This window comes from Pseudomarimonas salicorniae (genome assembly GCF_023156535.1).
Lineage (GTDB): Bacteria > Pseudomonadota > Gammaproteobacteria > Xanthomonadales > Xanthomonadaceae > Pseudomarimonas > Pseudomarimonas salicorniae.
Map to the genome: position 1 here is coordinate 104,742 of NZ_JALNMH010000003.1, position 22,864 is coordinate 127,605.

11 protein-coding genes are annotated in these 22,864 nt (G+C 67.3%); 6 read left to right on the forward strand and 5 right to left on the reverse strand.

The window, feature by feature from the left end; translation table 11 throughout:
- Positions 1 to 123: 123 nt before the first annotated feature.
- The 4 genes from M0G41_RS04875 (at position 124) to M0G41_RS04890 (ending at position 6,146) form a co-directional block, all read left to right on the forward strand.
- Complete coding sequence (locus M0G41_RS04875; RefSeq protein ID WP_248205864.1) at positions 124 to 2,208, forward strand: 3-hydroxyacyl-CoA dehydrogenase NAD-binding domain-containing protein; 2,085 nt, start codon at positions 124 to 126, stop codon at positions 2,206 to 2,208.
- Between the two features lie 19 nt (positions 2,209 to 2,227).
- Positions 2,228 to 3,406, forward strand: a complete 1,179-nt coding sequence (locus M0G41_RS04880) for an acetyl-CoA C-acyltransferase (RefSeq protein ID WP_248205867.1) — start codon at positions 2,228 to 2,230, stop codon at positions 3,404 to 3,406.
- 1 nt (position 3,407) lies between these two features.
- Positions 3,408 to 3,887, forward strand: coding sequence for a MaoC family dehydratase (locus M0G41_RS04885; protein ID WP_248205870.1), 480 nt, complete (start codon positions 3,408 to 3,410; stop codon positions 3,885 to 3,887).
- Positions 3,888 to 4,019: 132 nt separating this feature from the next.
- Entirely contained in the window at positions 4,020 to 6,146 is a 2,127-nt protein-coding gene (locus tag M0G41_RS04890; protein WP_248205872.1) for a lipoxygenase family protein, read from the forward strand.
- A 936-nt stretch (positions 6,147 to 7,082) separates the two neighbouring features.
- Here M0G41_RS04890 and M0G41_RS04895 read toward each other — a convergent pair.
- Together M0G41_RS04895 and M0G41_RS04900 are read right to left on the reverse strand one after the other, a co-directional pair.
- Positions 7,083 to 12,101: a diguanylate cyclase domain-containing protein gene (locus M0G41_RS04895; protein ID WP_248205877.1), complete on the reverse strand. Its 5,019-nt coding sequence runs from the start codon at positions 12,099 to 12,101 to the stop codon at positions 7,083 to 7,085.
- 123 nt (positions 12,102 to 12,224) lie between these two features.
- Positions 12,225 to 14,675 (reverse strand): TonB-dependent receptor, encoded by a 2,451-nt coding sequence (locus tag M0G41_RS04900; protein WP_248205880.1) that lies wholly within the window; start codon positions 14,673 to 14,675, stop codon positions 12,225 to 12,227.
- Positions 14,676 to 14,887: 212 nt separating this feature from the next.
- Here M0G41_RS04900 and M0G41_RS04905 point away from each other — a divergent pair, with 212 nt between their 5' ends.
- Positions 14,888 to 16,120: a DUF418 domain-containing protein gene (locus M0G41_RS04905; RefSeq protein WP_248205882.1), complete on the forward strand. Its 1,233-nt coding sequence runs from the start codon at positions 14,888 to 14,890 to the stop codon at positions 16,118 to 16,120.
- 58 nt (positions 16,121 to 16,178) lie between these two features.
- On the opposite strand, the gene M0G41_RS04910 is transcribed toward M0G41_RS04905, so the two are convergent.
- Positions 16,179 to 17,864: an HDOD domain-containing protein gene (locus M0G41_RS04910; RefSeq protein WP_248205885.1), complete on the reverse strand. Its 1,686-nt coding sequence runs from the start codon at positions 17,862 to 17,864 to the stop codon at positions 16,179 to 16,181.
- A gap of 396 nt (positions 17,865 to 18,260) precedes the next feature.
- On the opposite strand from M0G41_RS04910, the gene M0G41_RS04915 reads away from it, so the two are divergent.
- Complete coding sequence (locus tag M0G41_RS04915; protein WP_248205888.1) at positions 18,261 to 18,530, forward strand: GlsB/YeaQ/YmgE family stress response membrane protein; 270 nt, start codon at positions 18,261 to 18,263, stop codon at positions 18,528 to 18,530.
- Positions 18,531 to 19,413: 883 nt separating this feature from the next.
- On the opposite strand, the gene M0G41_RS04920 is transcribed toward M0G41_RS04915, so the two are convergent.
- Together M0G41_RS04920 and M0G41_RS04925 are read right to left on the reverse strand one after the other, a co-directional pair.
- Positions 19,414 to 20,706, reverse strand: a complete 1,293-nt coding sequence (locus M0G41_RS04920; RefSeq protein WP_248205894.1) for a cation:proton antiporter — start codon at positions 20,704 to 20,706, stop codon at positions 19,414 to 19,416.
- A gap of 668 nt (positions 20,707 to 21,374) precedes the next feature.
- Positions 21,375 to 22,823 carry a GGDEF domain-containing protein gene (locus M0G41_RS04925; RefSeq protein WP_248205897.1) on the reverse strand — a complete coding sequence of 483 codons (1,449 nt, stop codon included), beginning with the start codon at positions 22,821 to 22,823 and terminating at the stop codon, positions 21,375 to 21,377.
- Positions 22,824 to 22,864: the final 41 nt, after the last annotated feature.

Genomic DNA, 22,864 nt, shown 5'->3' on the forward strand with positions numbered 1-22,864 from the left:
GTGCTGTGTCATCCGGCAGCGCGACGCCCCACCCGCCGAGCTTAGTGTTCCGTTTGCTGGAACTCTGGAATCGGCCGGTGGCGAAACCGTCGCCCCTTTCTGGTCATGCGAGAACGCCAAGCCATGAGCGTCACGACTTTCCTGCGCGACGGCATCGCCGTCATCACGATCAGCCAGCCGCCCGTGAACGGGCTGGGCATCGCCGTCCGCCGCGGCTTAGTCGAGGCGCTGGATGCCGCCAACGACAATCCGGCCGTCCAGGGCATCGTCGTCACTGGCGGCGCCCGGGCCTTCTCCGGCGGTGCCGATATCCGTGAGTTCAACACTCCGCTGGCGATGCAGGCGCCGAACCTGCCCTCGGTCATCGCCGCCTTCGAGGCGAGCCCCAAGCCCTGCGTCGCGGCCATCGAGGGCATGGCCCTCGGCGGAGGACTGGAGCTGGCGCTGGGCATGCACGGGCGCGTCGCCGATGGGCGGGCGCAGATCGGCCTGCCGGAGGTGAAGCTCGGGCTGCTGCCCGGTGCCGGCGGCACCCAGCGCTTTCCGCACGCGGTCGGCCTGGAGACCGCGCTGAACATGATCTGCTCGGGCACCCTGGTGCCGGCCGCGCAGCTCAAGGACACGCGACTTTTCGATGCGCTGGCCGAAGGCGACACCATGGACGCGGCGATCGGGCTGGCCAAAAGCCTTGCCGAGGCCGGCGCGCCGTTCCCGAAGATCCGCGACCTGCGCGTCGAGCATCCCGACGCCGAGGCCTTCCTCGGCTTTGCCCGCGGCGCCGTGGCCGCCGCCAGCGCCCACTACCCGGCGCCGATGGCCTGCCTCGAGGCGGTCGCCGCCTCGCTGGGCAAGGACTTCGACGCCGGCATCGAGGTCGAGCGCAAGGGCTTCGCCGCCCTGATGGCGACGCCCGAGGCACGCGCCCTGCAGCACGCCTTCTTCGCCGAGCGCAATGCGGCCAAGGTGGAGGGCGTCGACGCCTCGACGCCGCGCCGCGAGATCCGCCGCGTCGGCATCATCGGCGCCGGCACCATGGGCGGCGGCATCGCCATGAACTTCCTCAATGCCGGCATCCCGGTGCGCCTGCTGGAGATGAAGCAGGAGGCGCTGGACCGTGGCCTTGCCACGATCCGCGGCAACTACGAGTCCAGCGCGAAGAAGGGCCGGATCAAGCCGGAGGACGTCGAGGCCCGCATGGGTCTTCTCCACCCGACCCTCGACTACGCCGAGCTCGGCGACGTCGACCTGGTGATCGAGGCGGTGTTCGAGGAGATCGGCGTCAAGCAGCAGGTCTTCGAGCGGCTCGACGCGGTGGTCCGCGAGGGCGCCATCCTGGCCAGCAACACCTCGACCCTGGACGTCGACCGCATCGCCGGCTTCACCCGCCGCCCGCAGGATGTGCTCGGCATGCACTTCTTCAGCCCGGCCAACGTGATGAAGCTGCTGGAGGTGGTGCGAGGCAAGGCGACCTCGCCGGAGGTGCTGGCGACGGTGATGGATCTGGCCAAGACCCTGCGCAAGACCGCCGTGGTCTCGGGCGTCTGCGATGGCTTCATCGGCAACCGGATGATCGAACAGTACAGCCGCCAGGCGACCTTCCTGCTGGAGGAGGGCGCCACGCCGCAGCAGGTCGACCGCGCGATGGAGAAGTTCGGCTTCGCCATGGGCCCGTTCCGGATGAGCGACCTGGCCGGCAACGACATCGGCTGGGCGATCCGCAAGCGGCGCTACGTCGAGCAGCCGGAGATGACCTACAGCCGCACCGCCGACAAGCTCTGCGAGATGGGCCGCTTCGGCCAGAAGACCGGCGCCGGCTGGTACGACTACCGCCCCGGCGACCGCACCGCGCATCCGTCCCAGGCGGTCGAGGACATGCTCCGCGAGCACGCCGCCTCGCTCGGCGTGGCGCCGCGCAAGATCAGCGACGCCGAGATCGTCGAGCGGCTGGTCTATGCCCTGGTCAACGAGGGCGCGCAGATCCTCGCCGAGGGCATTGCCGCCAAGGCCTCGGACATCGACGTGGTCTACCTCACCGGCTACGGCTTCCCGGTGTTCCGCGGCGGACCGATGCGTTATGCGGACGAAGTCGGCCTGTACAACGTGCTACGCGCGGTGCGCCGCTTTGCCGCCGGCTACGCCGGTGACGCCTGGCAGCCGGCCCCGCTGCTGATCGAGCTGGCCGAAGCCGGCAAGTCCTTCAACGCCTGAGCCTGCGCGGAGTCCCGTCATGAAAGATGCCGTCATCGTTTCCACCGCGCGCACTGCCCTCGCCAAGAGCTGGAAGGGCGCGCTCAACATGACCCACGGCGCCACCCTCGGCGGCCATGTGGTGCAGCACGCCGTCCAGCGCGCCGGCCTTGATTCGGCCGAGATTGAGGACGTGCTGATGGGCTGCGCCAACCCCGAGGGCGCCACCGGCATGAACATCGCCCGCCAGTGCGCCCTGCGCGCCGGCCTGCCGGTCAGCGTCCCCGGCGTCACCATCAATCGCTTCTGCTCCTCCGGCCTGCAGACCATCGCCATGGCCGCGCAGCGGGTGATGGCGGGGGAGGGCGAGGCCTTCGTCGCCGGCGGCGTGGAGAGCATCTCCTGCGTGCAGGCGCAGATGAACCAGCACATGCTGGCCGACCCCTGGATCAGCGAGCACAAGCCCGAGCTTTACTGGCCGATGCTGCGCACCGCCGAGACCGTGGCCAAGCGCTACGGCATCGACAAGGAGCGCCAGGACCGCTACGGCGTCGAAAGCCAGCAGCGCGCCGCCGCCGCCCAGGCAGCCGGGCGCTTCGACGACGAGATCGTGCCGATCACCGTCCGCGCCGGCGTCGCCGATCCGAAGACCCAGCGGCTGATGAGCCGCGAGGTGACGCTGTCGGCCGACGAGGGCATCCGCGCCGATACCACCTACGAGGCGGTGGCGAAGATCCGCACCGCGCTGCCCGGCGGGGTGATCACCGCCGGCAATGCCAGCCAGTTCTCCGACGGCGCTTCGGCCGCGGTGGTGATGGACGCCGACGCCGCCAGGACCCGGGGGCTAAAGCCATTGGGAATCTTCCGCGGCTTCGCGGTGGCCGGTTGCGAGCCGGACGAGATGGGCATCGGCCCGGTCTTCGCCGTGCCCAAGCTGCTGCAGCGTGCAGGTCTGACCGTCGAAGACATCGGGCTCTGGGAACTCAACGAGGCGTTTGCCGTGCAGGTGCTGTACTGCATGGAACGGCTCGGCATCCCGCATGAGCGACTCAACGTCAACGGCGGCGCCATCGCCGTCGGCCACCCCTATGGCGTCAGCGGGGCGCGCCTGGTCGGCCACGCCCTGATCGAGGGCCGGCGTCGCGGCGTGAAGTACGCCGTCGTGACCATGTGCATCGGCGGCGGGCAGGGTGCCGCCGGCCTGTTCGAGATCGTCTGAGATGGCTGAGGATCGACGCCGGGTGATCCCCCTCGACCGGCTGGCCGATGAGCTCGGCCGCGAGGTCGCCTGCAGCGACTGGCTGCTCGTCGACCAGCCGCGCGTCGATGCCTTCGCCGACTGCACCGAGGACCACCAGTGGATCCACCTCGACGCCGATCGGGCCCGGCGCGAGACACCGTTCGGCGGGACCATCGCGCACGGCCTCCTGACCCTGTCCCTGTTGCCCGGGCTGATGGACCGCTGCCTGCGCATCGACGGCGCCGCCATGACCATCAACTATGGCCTCGACCGCGTCCGCTTCCCGGCGCCGCTGCCCGCGGGCAGCCGCGTTCGCGCCCGCCTGCAGTTGGATTCGCTGGACCAGATCGAACAGGGTGTTCAGGCGCGCTGGCAGGTCAGCGTCGAGCGCGACGGCAGCGAGCGGCCGGTCTGCGTCGCGCTGATGCTGGCCCGTTACCTCCGCGCGCCGTCGAGCTGAGCCTTCTGGACCGCCTCGCCCCGGCGCCGCCGGAGCGATCTGTGTTGCCTGCGGGGCGGCCTGCCGGGTAGCGTGTCCGACTTTCGGCGCGGCAATCCGCGCCGGGCCCGTCCCGTCCACGAGGAGCCCTGCATGTCGACCGCGACCGCCGTCCCGCCGCTGCCCCTGCTGCCCCAGCACGACACCGAGGAGGGCCGCGCCGCGCGTGCCTTCCAGCTGTCGATGGCGCGCACCGACTACAACTACATGCACAGCTACATGGACGCCGTGCCGATGTCCGCCGACCTGCCCTCGGCGGAGAAGTTCAGCCTCGACTACGAGGCGCAGGTGGTGAAGGTGTTCGTGCCGCTGATCGAGAACTTCAAGCAGGTGGTGGTGAATCTGCTGGAGCGCGAGTTGCGCGGCGACCTGCCAACCGATGCTGTGGCCGCGGTCGAGGCCGCCTGGAAGAAGCTCGAGCACGACTTCAGCCTGCTGCACCCGCTGCGTGACGCCAAGGAGCTGAAGGCCTTTCTCGAGACGCTGGCTGCGCTGCCGCGCGCGTTGGAGGGCATGGCCAACATCCCGCGCGACCTCGAGGCGATGCTTCAGGGCCTCGACGCGGTGTTCAAGGAGATGCTCGCCACCGGGCCGACCGCCTTCCTCAAGTCGACCCTGTACGACATGCTCGGCGAGCACGGCCGGCAGTACCTCGATGCGAAGACCATCGCCGACTACGCCGCCCTGTTCATCACCCTGCCAAGGCCCGCCACGCTCGACATCCAGCGCCAGCCCTGGATGCGCGACGAGCTCGAGCCCTGCGAGCAGGACTGGTTCTTCGGCTACCTGCAGATCGCCGGCTTCAACACCACCCAGCTGCGCGCCGTGGTCGCGACGCCGCCCAAGGAGGGCGTGGCCGTCGACCTCGCCAGCCTGCAGGCGAAGATGCCGGTCAGCGATGGCCTGCTGCGCTCGGTCAGCGGCGATGACCAGATCACCCTCGATGAAGCGATCCGCCAGAACCGCCTGTACGTGGTCGACTACAGCCAGCTGGCCGAGGCGCGTTCGGATCCCCTGCACGGCAAGCCACGCTACCCGGTGGCTCCGATCGCCCTGTTCTACTGGAACCCCCAGCCGCCGGAAGGCTTCCCCCCGGGCGGCGCCCTGCAGCCGATCGCCATCCAGCTCGGCCAGAAGCACGACGAGGAAAGCTGCCCGCTGTTCTCGCCCAACGACTTCGCCAAGGCCAACGACGCCCAGGGCCTGAAGTGGCGCATCGCCAAGTACGCGGTCAACGTCGCCGGTGCCATCCAGCACGAGGCGGTCGCCCACCTTGGCGCCTGCCACCTGATCATCGAGCCGATGGTGGTCGCAGCCCATCGCCAGCTGTCGGAGAACCACCCGCTGCTGCGCCTGCTGCTGCCGCACTTCCGCTTCACCATCAACATCAACGACGACGCCATCCACAGCCTGATCGTTCCGGGAGGCGTGGTCGCCTGCAATGTCGGCATAGCCATCGAGTCGACCCTCAAGCTGGTCTCCGATGCCCACCGCGCCTGGCGTTGGGACGACAACGTGCCCCCGCGCCTGTTCGCCCTGCGCGGCGTCGACAAGCTGCCGCAGTTCCCGTTCCGCGACGACACCCTGCCGCTTTGGGAGGCCATCCACCGCTTCGTCGGCGGCTATCTGCGCCTGTACTACGCCGGCGACGCCGATGTCCGCGACGACAACGAGCTGCAGGGCTGGATCCACGAGCTGACTGCGCCGCAGTACTGCGGCTTCAAGGGCCTTGGTGGCCTTGTCGCCACGGGCGATCCGGATCGCCCGTGGCGCATCGAGAGTCTCGACTACCTGATCGAGATGGTCAGCCTGATCCTCTATACCGCCGGCCCGCAGCACGCATCGGTCAACTATGCCCAGTACCCGCTGATGTCCTACGTGCCCGGCGTCGGCGGCAGCCTGTACAGCCCGATGCCGACGCGCAGCCAGACCCTCGACTCCGAGCAGCAGATTCTCGCCTGGTACCCGCCGCTCGATGTCGCCCTCTACGGCGCCTCGTTCGAGTACCTGTTGACCGGCGTGCAGTACGACACCTTCGGCCACTACGAGCACAACCCGCGCGATCCGTACTTCAAGGATCCCCGCGTCGCCCCGCTGGTGGCCGACTTCCAGGCCGAGCTCTCACGCATCGAAACCGCCACCCGCCAGCGCAACACCGAGCGACCCTGGCCCTATCCGTACCAGCTGCCCTCGCATATCCCGAACAGCATCAGCATTTGAGCCGTGCCACCGAAGCGCGGGAGGGCAGGGCACACCCTCCCGCGCTGCGTGCCTCGCCACACAAGATTGCGATGTGCGCTTGGGACGCAAAGAAGACCTTCATAGGGTGCGGCTGGCCGCACCGGGCGTATCGTCCGAATGCCCGTATCGGTGCGCCAAGGCTCGCCCTATGCGGATTCGCCAACGTTTAACAGATCCCGACCGTAGGAGCGCACTTGGGCGCGACCGCGGAGCTCCGCTCTGGCCGCGGTCTGTGGTGAATCCGTAACTCTGCGGTCGCGCCCAAGGGCGCTCCCACGGTTTGACTGCGGCAAGGCCTGCTTTGCGGCGCAAACCGGACTTTGCATCGCCGTTGCACGTAGGAGCCAGCTTGCTGGCGATCGCCCCGCCCGGGGCGCCTATCGCCAGCAAGCTGGCTCCTACATTCGGGTTTTGCGGAATGTCTTCTTTGCGCCTGGAGAACGCACAGTCGAACGGTCCCCTGGCGACGCCGCACCGGGCGTATCCTTCGCACGCCCGCAACGGTGCGCCCCAGGCGCATCCAATGTGGCGCCTCGCCAACATGCAGATTAAGCGCCGCAAGTCGCTCAATACTCGAAACCCCTTTCGCGACTTTCGCGTCCTTCCCGGACCGCCCTTTGCACTAGGGAGACTCTGAACAAGTCCAGCGCCCCGCGCCGGAGGTTGTGCAGCCGGCCAGCAAGGCGCGCGTCGCAGGGCGTGGTGGTGCCACGGCCAAGACGCGCAACGCGGCTGGATGGCTGCACAATCCCGGCCCGGAGGGTTGCCACGGTGTGCGCCCGCACCTGCGTTGGCCACCTTGAACGTGGCACCACCACGTCCTTCGGCGTCCGCCTTGGTGCGAACGCACACCGTGGCAACGCGGGGCACGGGACTTATTCAGAGGCTCCCTAGCTCTTCGAACGCGTAGCCGGCTCAGTCGAATGTCTTGAACAGGTTGCGCCCCGCGCGCTTGGCCTCGTAAAGGGCGCGATCGGCGCGGGTAACCAGCTGTTCCGCGGCCTGTTCACCGTCGGCAACCGCCGTGCACAGGCCGATGCTGATGCTGACGTGGCGGGCGGCGCTGGAGTGCTCGTGGGGCAGGTCGAGCTCGGCGATGCCGGCAAGACAGGCGCGGGCCAGCCAGATCGCTGCCGCGCGGTCGGTGTCGGGCATGACCACGGCGAACTCCTCGCCGCCGTAGCGGGCGACCAGGTCGGCGCTGCGGTTGATGACCCGCTCCAGGGTCTGGGCGACCGCGCGGATGCAGCGGTCGCCCTCGACATGGCCGTAGTGGTCGTTGAACAGCTTGAAGTGGTCGATGTCGATCATCATCAACGACAGCGGCTGGCCGCTGCGCTGGCTTCTCCGCCACTCGCTGGCCAGTCGCTCGTCGAAACTGCGCCGGTTGGCGATGCCGGTGAGGCCGTCCTTCATGCTCATCTGGCGAAGCTCTTCGGTGCGCTGGGCGACCTTGCGCTCGAGGCTCTCGTAGAGACGCGCATTGATGAGCGAGATCGCCGCCTGGGCGCCGATCAGTTCGAGGGTCTTCACATGGCGCTCGGTGAAAGCGCCCTCAAGCAGCCGGTTCTCGAGATAGACCATGGCGACGAGCCGACCCTGGCTGACCACGGGCAGCAGCAGCACGGCTCGCGGCCGGTGCTCCTTGAGATAGCGGCTCTGGCCGAAACGCAGGTCGTCGGCCGGCTGGCTCAGGACCAATACGCTGCGCGTCAGCAGCACGTACTTGAACAACTGCACCGGAAGCAGGGACTCGGCCTCGCGGGCACCATCGCCCAGCGGGCGATCAAGGCGCTGGTAGCCGACGACGTTGCCTGACTCGAGATGACCGACGGCTTCGGCCACCAGGGCATCTTCGTCGACCGAGACGATGGCGCCGAAGCCGGCGCCCGCGTTCTCCAGCATGACCGCCAGCATCTTCTGCAGCAGGGAGTCCAGCTTGACCTCCTGCGAGAGCAGCCGGCTGGCCTTGAGCAGGGACTGCAGGTCGAGCAGGCCGGTCGACGCCGACACGTCGCGGTAGCTGGCACTCGTGCTGATGTTGCTGCGGCGCAGCTCGACGGTGCGGAAGGCGATCTGCGGCCACTGCGCCTCCAGCTGGCGCAGCTTGGCCGTGGCCCCCCAGTGCTGATAGTGGTAGTAGGCCTCGCGGATGAAGTTGCTGGCCAGCTGGCGCTGCTGCTGTCCCGTCCAGAAGCGCGCGTACAGCTCGTTGGCCAGGCCCTCGCAGTGGGCAAAGCCCGACTCGCCTGCGGCATCGATCGCCTCGGCAAAGAGTTCCATCGCCACCTTGTGCTCGCCGCGGGCGCGGGCCATCTCGGCGGAGATCAGCAGGGCCTTGTGGCGGAAATTGGTCGGGCAATGTTCGGCCCAGAGCTGGAAGCGCTCGAGCAGCTTCTGTGCGGCATCGATATCGCTGGCCTTCTCACCCGCGTCGCCGAAATCAGGGTGCAGCAGGCCGAGCGCCTGGAAGAACAGCGCCTCGACCAGGTTCGGGCCGTCGGGCAGCATCTTCGCGATCATCGGCACCCGCGGCACGCACTCGCGCCAGACCTCTGCAGCGCCGAACAGGTAGGCGTGTCGGATCATCGCCGAGACGTAGTAGGCGCGGGCGATCGAGGGCGCATCGGGGTCATCGCCGATCAGCCTCGCGATGCTGATTTCGGCCGAGTCGAAGCTGCGCGGGTTCTGGGTCTGTCCACGCAGGGCGGCAACCGGCTGCAGTACCGCGCAGCGCAGCATGGTTTCGGTGATCGGCTGGCGACTGCCCTGCAGGTAGCTCAGGCCCTGTTCGGCCTCGAGCTCCACTTCGTCAAGCGGGCGTCCCATCAGGAAGCTGTTGACCGGACGGAACAGGGCGCAGTAGCCGGCCGCCAGCGGATTGATGCCGCTCTGGCCCATGGCCAGCCCTTCCTCCAGATAGGGCAGGGTGGCGCGCAGCGGATCACACCAGTGCTGGTAGAGGCCGGAGAAGTACTGGTAGACCGACAGCTTGAAGTACGGGTTGTCGCGCCGCTCCGCCAGGGTCCGCGCCCGCACGCCCATCGCGTGGCAGTCGGGGTAGGGGCGTTGGCAGGCGGCCATGGCGGTGACGAAGGTGACCAGGGCGATCGAGGTCAGATCGCACTGGCCGTGCTTCAGCGTGGTCGCCACCATGCGGCAGGCGCCCAGCACGTAGCTGTTGCCGCGATCCGTCTGATAGGTCGAATAGGCGAGGCCGAAGTAGACCTGCATTTCCAGCTGGCGCAGCGGGTCCTGCATCTCGGGCAGGGCCAGCAGGCTGGCCTCGTCGTAGCGAGCGAGGCTGGTCTCGACCTCGCCGAACTCCTGCAGGAAGCACTGCAGGGCTTCGTCTTCGTTGTCCGGGAAGTGCCGGCCGATCAGGTCCAGCGCCCGGCGCAGCACGCCCAACGCCTCTTCGAAGCGGCCACGGATATGCAGCTGGTCAGCCTGCACCAGGCAGAAGCTGGCTTTGGCTGCGGCCCCGGGGGCCGCTTCGATCAGCCGCTCGAGCCGCGCCTCGGCGGCATCGAAGTGCCCGGCCAGGTACTCCGCCTCCGCCAGGTGCCGGTGCAGCGAAAGGGTCCGCTCCGGATTACTCTGCCAGGCATCAGCCGGCAGCAGGCTGACCCCGTGGCGCAGGAACTCGACCGCCGCGCCAAAGGCCGAGGCCGACTTGGCGCGGATGCCACCGCGCAGGTTGAGGTCCAGCAGGCGCTCGCGCTCTGCGGGGTCATCCATCAAGCCGAGCGCGGGGTTCAGCGACTCCAGGATCACGAACAGCCGTTCATCCAGTTCGGCTTCGCCGCTTGCCGCCAGCAGCCGCCGGCCGCAGAGCAGGCGGGTGCGGATGCGCTGCTCCTCGGGCACCAGTTCGTGGGCGGCCTGCTGCACCCGGTCGTGCAGGAATCGATAGCGCGCACGCTGCAGCCGCTCGGGGCTGTGCGCGAACTTGTACTCCTCGTTCAGCGGCACCAGCAATCCGGCCTGCAGCGCCGGCCAGAGCACGCTGGCGGTGGTCTCCGCATCGTGCTCGCCGACCGCCATCAGCTCAAGCTGATCGAAGCGGTTGCCGAGATGCGCGGCGTTGGCCAGCAGGTTGCGTGTGTCGACCGGCAGCGAGTTGAGCTTGTCCAGCAGCAGCACGACGACGTTGTCTGTCATGTCGCGGCCGCGGATGCGCTCCAGCTCCCAGCGCCAGGCACCGTGGTCGCGGTCGTAGTGGATGTCGCCGAGCTCGTGCAGCCGGCGCAGGAACTGGCTCAGGAAGAACGGATTGCCGCGGGTCTTGGACAGGCACAGATCGGCCAGTGGCTGAACCTGCGATCTCGGACAGTGCAGGCTGTCGGCCACCATCTGGGTGGCCTCCGCATCGGGCAGCGGACCCAGCCGCAGGTGTTCGACGCGGGCCTGTGCGCGGCCGAGCGACTGCACGCTGAGCGACAGCGGGTCGCCCGGCTGCAGCGCATTGTCGCGGTAGGCGCCGATGAGGAGCAGGGCGCAATCCCGGTGCGCGCGGGCCAGCAGCTCGATCAGCCGAAGGGTCGGCAGGTCGGCCCACTGCAGGTCGTCGAGGAAGACCAGCAGTGGATGGTTGCGCTGGGCCAGGGCCGAGACGAACTGGCCAAAGGCGATATGCAGCCGTTGCTCGCGCTCGGCCGGTGGCAACTCGGGCAGGGCAGGCGGAGTACCGATCAACAGCGTCAGCTGCGGCACGATATCGAGCACCGCTGCGGCATTCGCACCCAGCGCGTCGATCAGGCGTCCGCGCCAGTAGTGACGGCGCTCGGCGCTCTCGGTGGCCAGGGTCTGCAGCATCTGGCCGAAGGCCTGGCTCAGCGCACTGTAGGGCTGGTTGCGGCCGTACTGGTCGCACTTTCCGCGCAGCAGGTAGCCGCGCCGCGAGACCACCGGGCGATGCAGCTCGTTGACCAGGGCGGTCTTGCCGATACCCGGATACCCGCTCACCAGCGCCACTTCCACGGTGCCGCTGCTGACGCGCTTGAAAGCTGCGAGCAGCGCGCTGTACTCGGCCTGCCGGCCATACAGCTTCTGCGCCACGCAGAAGCGCTCAGGCACGTCGCGCGCGGCAAGGGGGAAGGGCTCGATGCGCTGGTAGAGCCGCCACTGCTCGGCGCAGGCCTCGAGGTCATGCAGCAGGCCGTAGCTCGACTGGTAGCGATCGTCCGGATGCTTGGACAGCAGCTTCTGGACCACCGCCGAGAGCGGCTCGGGAATCGCCGGGTCAAGATCGTGCAGCGGCACCGGACGGCTGGCCAGCTGGGCGTGCAGCAGGCTCATCGGGTCGCTGGCCAGGAAGGGCCGGCGGCCGGAAAACAGCTCGTAAAGCGTTGCGCCCAGCGAATAGAAGTCGCTGCGATAGTCGACGTCCAGATTGGTGCGCCCGGTCTGCTCGGGCGACATGTAGTCGAGGGTGCCGGACAGGGCCGCGCCGTCGGCAAGCCGCGGCTGCACATCCAGCCGCGTCGACAGCCCGAAGTCGCAGAGCTTGATCTCCAGCGAGGCGGCGTCGACCAGCACGTTCTTCGGCGCGATGTCGCCGTGGATGATCCGGTGCTCATGCACCTCGCCAAGGGCGCGGGCCAGCCGCAGGGCCAGGGTCAGCTGGTCAGACAGGTCCAGCAGGCCGCGCTCGATCAGCTGGGCCAGGCTGGTCGAGGCGAAGTCCTCCAGCACCAGCATGAGATTCCGCTCGACCGCGGTCAGCTCAAGCGCCTTGATCACCAGCCCCGAATCGATCGCCTGCAGCACCGAGAATTCGTGCCGCCATCGGGCCACCAGCTCCGGGGCAGGGCGGGTGCTGTCGAGGTACTTCAACACCACCCGGCGACCGTCTGCGTCGGTGGCGGAGGCCACCACCGTCTCGTCGACGGCGTAGATCACCTCTCCCAGCTGGTAACCGGCAATGCGCACCCAGGACAACTCCGAAGCTCAAGGACCGGCAACAGCCGTCCGCGGACGCGTGAGCGCGGCCGGAACGGGCGATATGCAAGACTACCGCGCCATCCCCTTGGGCGCCATGCGCCGCGATGGCGGTCAGAAGCGCAGGCTAAGCTCGAGCTCCACGGTGCGTCCCGGGGCACGCACATGGGCGAAGGCACCGCCCGGTGCCAGGGGGATGACCGACGTGAATACGTCGTAGCGGCGATCGGTGAGGTTGCGCGCCGCCAGCGCCACGCTCCAGCTGGCCGCCTGCGGCCGCAGCTCGATGCGGTAGTCGAACAGGCTGTAGGCCGACTGCCGGGTCTGCACCTCGAGATCCGAGGCGGTGGCGTGGTCGCCGGTGTAGCGCCACTGCAGGGTGTGGGTGAACTGCCAGGCGCCGAGCTGGCCATCCTGCTCGATGCCGAACACGCCCTCGAGCTCGGGCACGAAGGGCGTGCGCCGGCTCGACCAGTCGCAGAGCACCTGCCCGGTGTTCAGGCGCTCTGTGGTGCTGCAGTTGGCGTCGGGGAAGTGGTCGTAGCGGAAGTCCACCCAGGAGGCATTGCCGCGCAGCCGCCAGTGCTCGGTCAGCTGCCAGACCAGGTCGACCTCAAGGCCCTGCGAAGTGGAACTGGCGGCATTGCCGACCACGAAACCGATGCCGCCATCGAAGACCGAGACCTGCAGGTCGTCGTAACTACCGTGAAAGGCGGCAAGGTTCAAGCGCAGCCGCGGCCCCTGGTGCTTCAGGCCCAACTCGAACACGCTGGCGCTCTCGTCGCCGTACTCGACCTCGTCGCGGTTGCCGCCTTCGTAGAGGAAATCAAAGCCGCCGGCCTTGGCCCCGTTCGACCAGCCGGCGTAAAGCAGCAGGCCAGGGTCGGCCTGCCAGGACAGGCTGGCCTGCAGCATCGGCTGGGTTTCACGCCGTGAGAGGTCGCCGAACTCGTGCGGCGTGCCGCGCCCGTTGGAGACGATGCTGTAGCCAAGCAGATGGTTCGGCGCCAGCAGCGGGCCCACGGTGGTGCCATCGGGCAGGACCAGCACGTAGCGGGTCGGATCGGCGAGATAGGCCGGATTGGCCAGCAGGCCGGGACCGATCTGCGGATCCAGCCAGCGCAGGTCGACCAGCGGGCCCGGGCCATCGACATGGTCGAGCCCGGCGCCGCGCACGGCCTGGAAGGCGTCCTTGCGGGTGCGCTGCAGGCGCAGGCCGAGCGCGGCCCGCCAGTCCTCGGCGAAAGCCCAGTCCAGATGACCGAAGATCGCCGACTGGCGGGTCTGCTGGTCGAGCAGGATGTGCCGCGAGAACGGCTCCAGCAGGCCGCCGACGAGGTCGGTCGGCAGCCCGAAGGCCGGGGCGATCAGGGCCGGCAGGTTGAAGTCCGACAGGTAATCGTTGCGGAAGTCTTCCTGCTGCCAGTACAGGCCGAACAGGTAGTCGAGGCTCGGCGAGGCCTGGCCGGAGACGCGCAGCTCCTGCGAGAACTGCTCGAAGGTCTCGTCCTGGAAAACGTTGATCAGGGTGGCCGGGGTCAGGTCGACGTCGGCCGAGTGCCGGTAGTCGTAGGCGCTGTGGCCGCTGATCGAGGTCAGCGTCCAGCTGTCGGCTTCGTAGACCAGCTCGGCCAGCGTCTCGTCCATCTCGGTGATCTGGAACGCCGTGGTGTACTGGAACGGCGCGCCGTTGCCGATGTCGAGGCGGTTGTCGCCCAAGCCGGTGAACGGCGAGCCGGGCCAGGGATTGCCCTGGCCGTCGACATGCTTGAAGACGTCGAAGATGTGGCCGTCGCGCTGGTGCCGCGCCTGCTCGTGGCGCAGCGCAAGGCTGGTGCGCTCGCCCGGCAGCCAGAGCGCGCTGATCCTCGCCGCCTCGTCATCGATCTTGGGTTCGCTGCGCCCGGAGGCGGCATTCGGGAACAGGCCCTGCTGCTGGTCGCGCCAGGTGCCGGCCACGCGCAGGGCAAGGGTCTCCGACACCGGCAGGTCAGCGCCGCCGCGGACCTTCCAGGTACGGTACTCGGCCTCGTAGCCCAGGCCCAGCTCACCCTCGCGCTGGAAGCCCGGCTTGCGGGTCATCGCGCTGATCGCGCCGCCGATCGAGCTGTTGCCGTACAGGGCCACCTGCGGACCGCGTAGCACCTCGATGCGCTCAAGATCGAACAGGCCGATGTGCTGCTGGTTCATGCGCCCGCGATACAGCCCGTCGACATACACGCCGACCGCCTGCTCGAAGGCATTGTTGTCGCCCGAGTTGACCCCGCGCAGGGACATCCGGCTGGTGATGGCGAGGTCGCCCTGCTGCAGCCCGGGCACCGCATCGCCGAGCGCGTCCAGCGAGTCGAGCGCCCGCTGGCGCTGCGCCGTGGCGTCGAAGCTCAGCACGCTCATCGGCACCTTCTGCAGGGCCTCGGTCTTCTTGCGTGCGGTCACCACCACGGTGTCGAGCGCGGCCTCCTCGCTGGGCTCCACACCGGCATCCGCCGGCTGCGCCGCCGCCTGCATCGACAGCATCGCCCCCAGCCCGAGCCAGCCCGAGCGCACCGCAGCCGCCTTCCTCATTCCGCATCACCTCGAACAGCGCAGACCGCCCGCGCGTCCGCAACGCCGCGAATCTTGCCATAGCCCTGTCCAGCGGCGCGGGCTGGCGCCGGTCGACAGCGCTAGGAAATCCCCGACGCGGGGTAGGGCGCAGACGCATTCTCGGCCGGAGGCTGGGCCGACACGGCGGAGGCTTACACTGCGCTGCGACCGGTCAAGGCGGGGGAGGGTGCATGGATCCGAGCAGGGGACAGACCGCAGGTTCGGCGCCGACCGCCGGCAGCCAGCGCATCGAACTGCTCGACGCCCTGCGCGGCCTTGCCCTGCTCGGCATCCTGCTCGCCAACATCCACTACTTTTCCGGCTGGCTGTTCCTCGACGCCGAGGGGAGGGCGGCGATGGCCGGACCGGGCCTCGCCAGCATCGAGTGGTTCCTCTACCAGATGCTGATCGACGGCAAGTTCTACACCGTGTTCTCCTTCCTCTTCGGCATCGGCTTCGCCCTGCAGCTGGAGCGGCTGCGCCGCCGTCCGGACCGCGGAATCGCCCTGTACCTGCGCCGCCTCGGCGCCCTGCTGCTGATCGGTCTGGTCCATCTCTGCCTGATCTGGGATGGCGACATCCTTGCCCTGTATGCGCTCTGCGGCCTGCTGCTGCTCGGCGTTCGAGATCTCGGCGATCGCCAGCTGCTGTGGGGCGCCGGCCTGCTTATCGCGTCGCCGATCCTTGGCTGGCCGCTGCTGCGCTGGCTCGGCATCGAGCCCAGCTTCGGCCTCGAGCCGCTGGCCTACGCAATGTGGGGCGAGCTGACCGCAGGCTCCAGCCTCGGCCCGGTGGCCTGGCTGGCCCAGCCCGACTGGGACGCGCTGTGGGTCTGGATGCAGACCGGCCCGGTGTTCCGCGCCGCCTACCTGATCGAAAGCTGGCGGCTGCCCAAGGTGCTGGGGGTGATGATGCTCGGCCTCTGGGCTGGACGGCGGCTGGACAGGGGCCTGCTGACAGTTCGACCATTGCTCAAGCGCATCGCCCTGATCGGTCTCGGCCTCGGCCTGCCCGCCAACGCCGTGTACGCGGCCATCGGCGGCCTGCATCAGGAACAGATGCTCACCGGCATCCTCGCCCAGACCGTCTACGCCCTCGGCGTCGTGCCGCTGGGCCTGGCCTACGTCGCGCTGTTCGCAATCGCCTGGCAGCGCCGCGAGAAGCGGCTCGCCTGGCTGGCCGCGCCGGGGCGCATGGCCCTCAGCAACTATCTTGCCCAGTCGGTGATCTGCATTGCGCTGTTCTACGGCGTCGGCCTCGGCCTGATCGGACAACTCGACCCGTCGCAGTTCCTGCTGATCGCGCTTGCCATCTTTGCCTTGCAGGTCGCGTACTCGCGGCACTGGCTCAGCCGATTCCGCCAGGGCCCGATGGAAGCCCTCTGGCGCTGGGCCACCTACGGAAGCAGGGCAACGCAGCGCTGAGCCCGCAGCCACCCATTCCGCCAACCCACGCCACATCCGCAACGCGACATAATCTTCATTATGCGCACTGTAGCCAACTCATCCGCTGTGCTACGAACTCGCTCAATCCCAGAGCGGACTCGCGATCGCACCCAGGCTCGAACGCCACACCGGTCCGGTGCAGCTGCGCCTTTTCGTCGAATCGGGAGTGCCGGATGACGCAATCGAATTCGACCGTGCGTGTCCTCTCTCCCGTGTACAGAGCAAACATTAGCCGGAGCGCCTGTCCTTGGGACCCGATCGCCTCCTCGGAGATGAGCTGCATCCCCTGGGGGCTGATGTCCGCCCCCAGGGCGGTGAGCCTGCCGACACTACCGCGCTGCGATATCTTCACCACGAGCGCGGTGCGCAGCCGGTGCGCCGCGCGCACGCTGCGTGCATTGACCGACTCCGGGTAGGAAAGCATCCAGCATCGCCCCGGGCGCTCGATAATCCTGCACAGTCGCGCCTCGAACTCGAAAGCGAATCGCCCGTTGAACCCTTTCACCATGAGTTGCGAGCCCGTCCTGAACGCCTTCCAGTCAGCCGGCTGAGGCATCACCAGCATTCCCTTTCCTGCTTCGGCCCCACAGAATCTCACCGGCAATGTTCGCCGCGAACCTTCGGATTCGCTGTCGACCTCCATCTCCGCACCGCGAAGCATCTGCAGTTCCTGGAAGTGCGCAGGCACGAATTCCGGCCTGGTCGTCGAGGCTGCCTCTTCATCGTCGATGACCTCACCGGGCAGGTGAACGACGAAGATCCGATGCGCCACTTCCTGGGAGAGTCTCTCCGAAATGAATGCCCGCGCGGTTCTGGACACCTGGAGAACACTTTCGACAACCGAGGCCTCATCCTGTCCGGTCAGCTTGGACAACCGCGAAATCGTCTCCTCCAGGGGCCGTGTGCGCGGGCGATGGGCAATCCCGGCCGCCAGATCGTGCGCAATCTCGATCGCCACCACCTGATGGTCCTGCAGGAAGGATGCAAGCACCGCAACGCGGCTCGATTCGCGCAAGCGCCAGCGCTGGGCCAGCAATTCGGACAGGGTCCGTGGTTCGAAACAAAGCAGGTCCCATTCCACCGAATCGTGCCCGCAACCGGCGCGAAGTGCCGCCAAGGGCCACGCGGAGAACCGTTCGTCGAGGCGATCGAGATGCGACCACAGCACGATGGGGCCGAGCCGTGAAAGAAGGGCGAGCAAGCTGACAGCCGGGTCATCGCCAAGGCCAGCTTCCTGGCAGATCATCCGAGCCTGGGCCGATGCATGAAGGGCAACGCCCAGCTCCTCACACACCCTGCCCGTCCTGTCCTCCGATGCGAAGTCCTCGACCACCGCGCATGCGAGCGCCACCTCAACCACCCGGTCCACGCCGAGCTCGGCGACTGCGTGACCAAGCTCGGTCATCGGATTGGGGCTGCGCCGGTACAGCGCACTGTTGGCGACCTTCAAGATGCTCGCTGAAACGGAGGCATCCGCTGTCAGAATGTCCGCCAACTCGTCGGATCGACCCAAGGGGTTTTCTCGCCACGCACAGACCCGGGCAGCGGTGGTGGCCAGAATCGGAGGGTCCTTAAGCGTCAGCGCATCAAGCCAGGCCTCAAGCCCTTCCCGCTGCTCCACGCCGGTGAACCGTGGGCAGCCAGGAGAGGACCCCTCCTGACCCGGCGCGCCGGCACCGCGCCCTGGATGAGGCGACTGGTCCGTCACGTCCTTCGCTTCCATAGATCACTTCATCCAATCAACATCGAGCATTGATCGAGGGGGCGTCGGGCCAGCCCCTCCGCCACCTTACCCCTGGGGCGGAGGGCATGCCAAGCATCTGTAGAGGCACCCCTGCCCGCTGGAAGGCACCGGCGGCGCGACGCCGGCTCTGCCAAGAGAATCGGGGGCTGCGCGCGGTGGCCAACTTGAACCTGGCACCACCAGGTTCCACTGTGTCCGCCTTGGTGCGTACGAGTACCGTGGCAACGCAGAACCGCCCGTGTGGGCTCGCTGATCGGCTCGCCGCTCTGAACATGTGGGGAGTCGAACGGACGTCAGGCCGCCCAGGAACGATGATCCTGACTCAAACCCTGAGCAAGGCGCGCTGGGCATACCACGCACCGTGGAGGACGTCTCATGAACCTTGTCATTTGGCTAATCATCGGCGGCCTCATCGGTTGGCTCGCCAGCATGGTGATGAGAACCCGCGATCAGCAGGGCACGATTCTCAACGTCGCCGTCGGCATCATCGGCGCCTTGATCGGCGGATGGTTCCTCTCCCCTCTGGTGGTCTTCGGCCCGATCAACCAGGACAACATCAGCATACCCGCGATGTTCGTCTCGTTCGTCGGCGCGGCGATCCTGCTGGCCGTGATGAACTTGGTCCGCGGCGGAGCAGTTCGCTGACCCACAGCCGCCCTCCCCTGTCCCACCCGGGAGACTTTGAACAAGTCCAGCGCGGGGCACGGGACTTGTTCAGAGTCTCCCTGAAGGGAGCACCATGGGCAGCAAGATTGAAACACGTGGCGAGAACGCCAGAAGCAATCTGATCTCCGGCGCGTCCGGCGTGCATTCGGTCGGCGCTTGTCGACGCGGAGAGCCTCTATCCGGGTCGCAGCATCGACGACGCCGAACCCGAGATGTCGCGTCACTGCGGCAGCAGCGCTGGCGCCTCAACCTTGAAGCGGGGCAGCGCCAGGTACGCGGCTCGTGACGCCCGGAACCGGGCAAACATTGCGCTGTGACGCCGGCACAGGAGCAGAGTCGGCACAGACACCCTGGTTGCAGGTTCCTCCCCTTCCCTGCGCTGCTGTGTGTCGACCCCGATCGCACGGGATTGGAGCTCGCCCGCGCAGGCGGGGACCATCTCACGACGGGAGACCTGTGGATGGGCATCCCGCGATCATTCTCCGCGGTCTTGCGCCGACCGACACTCCGTCGCGAGGCTGGGCATCCACCGCTGCGCGCCCGGTCACCACGCCTTCGACCAGGGCGGGGTACAACAGCGCCCCCACGGCGACCTCGAGCACGGCAGACTGGTACGTAGCGTAGTCAACCATCACCAGGCAGCCAAGCACGCCTCCTCGGCAGTGCAGCCGGGAACGAAGTCCATCAAGCACACGTGGCTCGCTGAGTTCGACCGGACCAAGGGCAGGCTTTCAACGATGGGCCCATCAGTGCATCGCGGACATCGTTCCTGGTGCGGTCGTCGGAATGATCGGTCGGTGCGCATCCAGGAAGACACGCCGGCATGATCCGACGGGCCCCGCACGCCCCGCCGCGCTGCTCTTCAATGAGTGCGGCGCGCAAAAGCGGTCATCATCGGTTTGACGCTGATGCCGTGCAGCAGGATCGACAGGGTCACGACGATGAGCGTCAGGTGTACCAGTTGCAGTGCCAGCGACTCCGGAAGGCCATGCTGGATGGCATACATCAGATAGTACAGTGACCCCATGCCGCGCACGCCGAACCAGGCGCACAGCCCCTGGGTGCGCCACGGCGTGCCCGTGGGCAGCAAGGCGAGAAATACGCTCAGTGGTCTGGCGACAAGAAACACGAACAGGGCCAGTCCCACCGCCGCCCAACTCCAGGAATTGAGGAACAGCGAACCGCCGACCAGCAGAACCAGAATCAACTCGGACAGCCGCTCCAGATGTTCCTTGAAAATCAACGATCGAGTGCTGATCGAATCATCGGCAACCGGGTCAGAGCGATTCGGGGAGGTCGACGAGGGAGCGTCAGGCATGGAAGGTTCTACATGTGCCGACCGAGCCAGTAGCGTTTCCGTCTGGCGTAGCGCCACCGCGGCCGCGAACACCCCGATGAAACCCCAGGCGTTGACCCATACACACGAGCCGTAGACCACACCGATCAGTCCCAGACCGAGGAAATCATGCAGCAGCTCCGGGTTGACCTCGTCCCGCCGCAATGCGCTGCTCAAACGTGCCAGGGCAACGCCACCGAGCACCCCCAATGCGATCGCCGCGCCGATGGCCCACAGCACATCCACGAGTAGCCATCGTAGACCCGAGTCTCCAAGATCGTGGAGGCCAAGCAAGCCCAACCCGAGAACCACGAACGGGAATGCGCTGCCATCGTTCATCCCTGCCTCGCAGGTCAGATTCATTCGCAGCTGATTGCGATCCCCCGGACGCCGCACCTGCACCTCGGTGGCCAGCACCGGGTCGGTCGGCGCAACGATCGCGCCGAGCAGGATGCCTGCGCCCAGTGGGAGGTCCAGAACGTAGCAGGCGAAGCCCGCCACCATCGCCACCGAAATGCTCATCGCCAGCGTTGCCAGCAGGACCGGCGCACGCCACGCGGGCCAACGAAGCGGCACCGGCATCTTCACCCCGGCGGAGAACAATGCGATCAAGACCGCCACTTCGGTGAGGACCTCGAGCAGGGCGGACTGCTTCAACGGGTTGAAATGGAACAAGTGCAGCACGGTGGGGCCGACCAGCAACCCCACCGCCAGATAGATGATGGCTGGCGTGATCGGGGCGCGCCGCATCAAGGTTTGCCCAAGCCCCATGGCCAGCAACAGAAATCCTATCAACAAGAACCATTGGGCATTGCTCATGGACGTCACGGCCTTTGATACGCTGGCGCTGGTTACTGCCAGCAAAAGCAGGTTCAGTGCAAGACGGTTGATTGTGCAAGGGGTCGCGGCCAGAACCTACGGCTTGGAGGCAAGATCGCGACACTCGACAGCGCACTCTGCACGCCGGCGTCGAAGCCGGAACCGCGATTGCGGGGCACCGCATGGGACAGGCCTTCCGGCTGTGCGGCGGGAGCCGCGACAGCGTCGGCAGCCTCCGCCTCCGGCACTGCGGGCCGTGCCCCGCGGGGCGGACTTGGTGCCGGCGCCGTTGGCCGGCGACGGAGTTGCCGCGCCGGCAGGGATCTTCGCTTTCTGGCAGCGAGTAGCCGCCGAGTCGGAGGCGATGGAGGACGAGACCGAGATCGACTACGACGTTCCGGCTGATCCGGGTCGGCCTTCGCACGCGTCGTGGCGCAGCAGGCGTTGGCATCCGTGTGATGCGACCGAGCGAATGATCGCCGTAGTCAGTGAGCCAGTCGGCGACGCGGACTGCATGGCATCCAGCCCCGATCCACCCGGAGGCTCAGCCGAGGCGCGCCGAGGCCGAGGAGCAGCGCCGCCAAACCCGGCAGCCACATGTGTTGGGCGGCTGACTCTCAGCCGGCGCATCTGGATGGGAACCGCCCCACGAGAAGTCGTCCGGCCTGTCATGCACCCTGCCCCGCGCAACCGTTCAAGGCAGTCGCGCAATAGGGCGGCTCGCTTGGGCCAACCATTTCCCAGTGTGTGCCGGCCAGCAGATCGAGGCGCTGGAAGAGCACGGGGCGACTGAGTTTGGTTATCACCAGGAGTTCGACTGCCAAGTGCTTCTGCTCGGCGACCACCAATGCATCCTCGTCGAAAAAGAGTCCCGGCGATGGATCCACCTCGCTGACCTCCGCGTTGGAAGCGCGCCAGATCTTGAACAAGCCGTCATCGCGCAGCGCTTGTTGCAGCTCGAGCGCGAAACCGGCAGGCCCGAGCCCGGGCAAATCCAACTCGCTGATCCCTTTGTGCGTTCGTGGCGTGTCCGGCAACCAGAACCGGTAGTGTGTGATCTGACTGTTCCGAATCACAGGGGGACCGGGAACCACACGTGCTTCTGCCGAAGTGACACGGTTGCGGCCATCGCTTTTTGATCGATACAGCGCAACATCCAGTCGATGCAGCAGCGACGTTCCATCTTCCGAGGGATGCAACTGGGCCACGCCGAAACTGGCCGTGAAGGCCTGTTTCAGACTGGGTAGCAAGGAGTCGGCAATTTCCGCCCGCATCAGTTCAGCCTTGCGCAGCGCAGGCTTGATTCTCGTGTTCGGGAGCAGTACGACAAACTCCTCCCCGCCGATTCTGGCGATGGTGTCGCTGGATCTGAGATGGGCTTGCAAACGCCGACAGATCTCAGTCAGGACCCTGTCTCCGGTAGCGTGACCGAACTCATCATTCACTCGCTTGAACAGGTCGAGATCGATCATGATCGCGCTCAGCTGCTCCCTGCCCCGGCGTGCCCGACCAATCTCGGCAATCAGCGCCTGATCCAGCCTGCGGCGATTTCCCACGCCGGTCAGAGGGTCGGTCAGGGAGGTCTCGACGACCCGCTGGACGTGCAGCTTGAGAGCGTCGTGTTCTCGCTGAAGCGTTCTGAGCGCCAGGGACTGGCCCAGATCCGACTGCTCCAGATCCGACTGCGGACCAGTCCGACCTGGAGAACGCCCAAGGTCATGCTCGGCCAGCAGATGAACGCCACGCTTGCTCAGCCAAACGCACCCTCGCAGCGGATAGGGCTCGCTCGGTAGATCGGCGAGCTCCAGCATGCCCCAGTACTCCGCAACCGGATTCATCTCGGCGGAGCTCACAAGCTCAGCAAAGGACGGGGTCACAAAACAGCGCGCGACGTTCATCCCAGAGAGCGCCGGAACCGAGGTCGACAGCAAGCGGCGAAAGCCTGCGTTCCACTGCAACAGGTTGCCCTGACGATCCAGCAAGGCTGCCGCGATACTCAGCAGGCCATTGATCTGCGGGGACGACCGCGCGCTCGCCGACGAACCACGATCTGACCGAGCATCGGTCATGAGCATGGATGAGTGCAGAATCGTCAGCGGATGAACGGTGATGGTCAATCTGCTCTCCCCTGCCCAGGTGCATCTCATTCTGGGCGGAT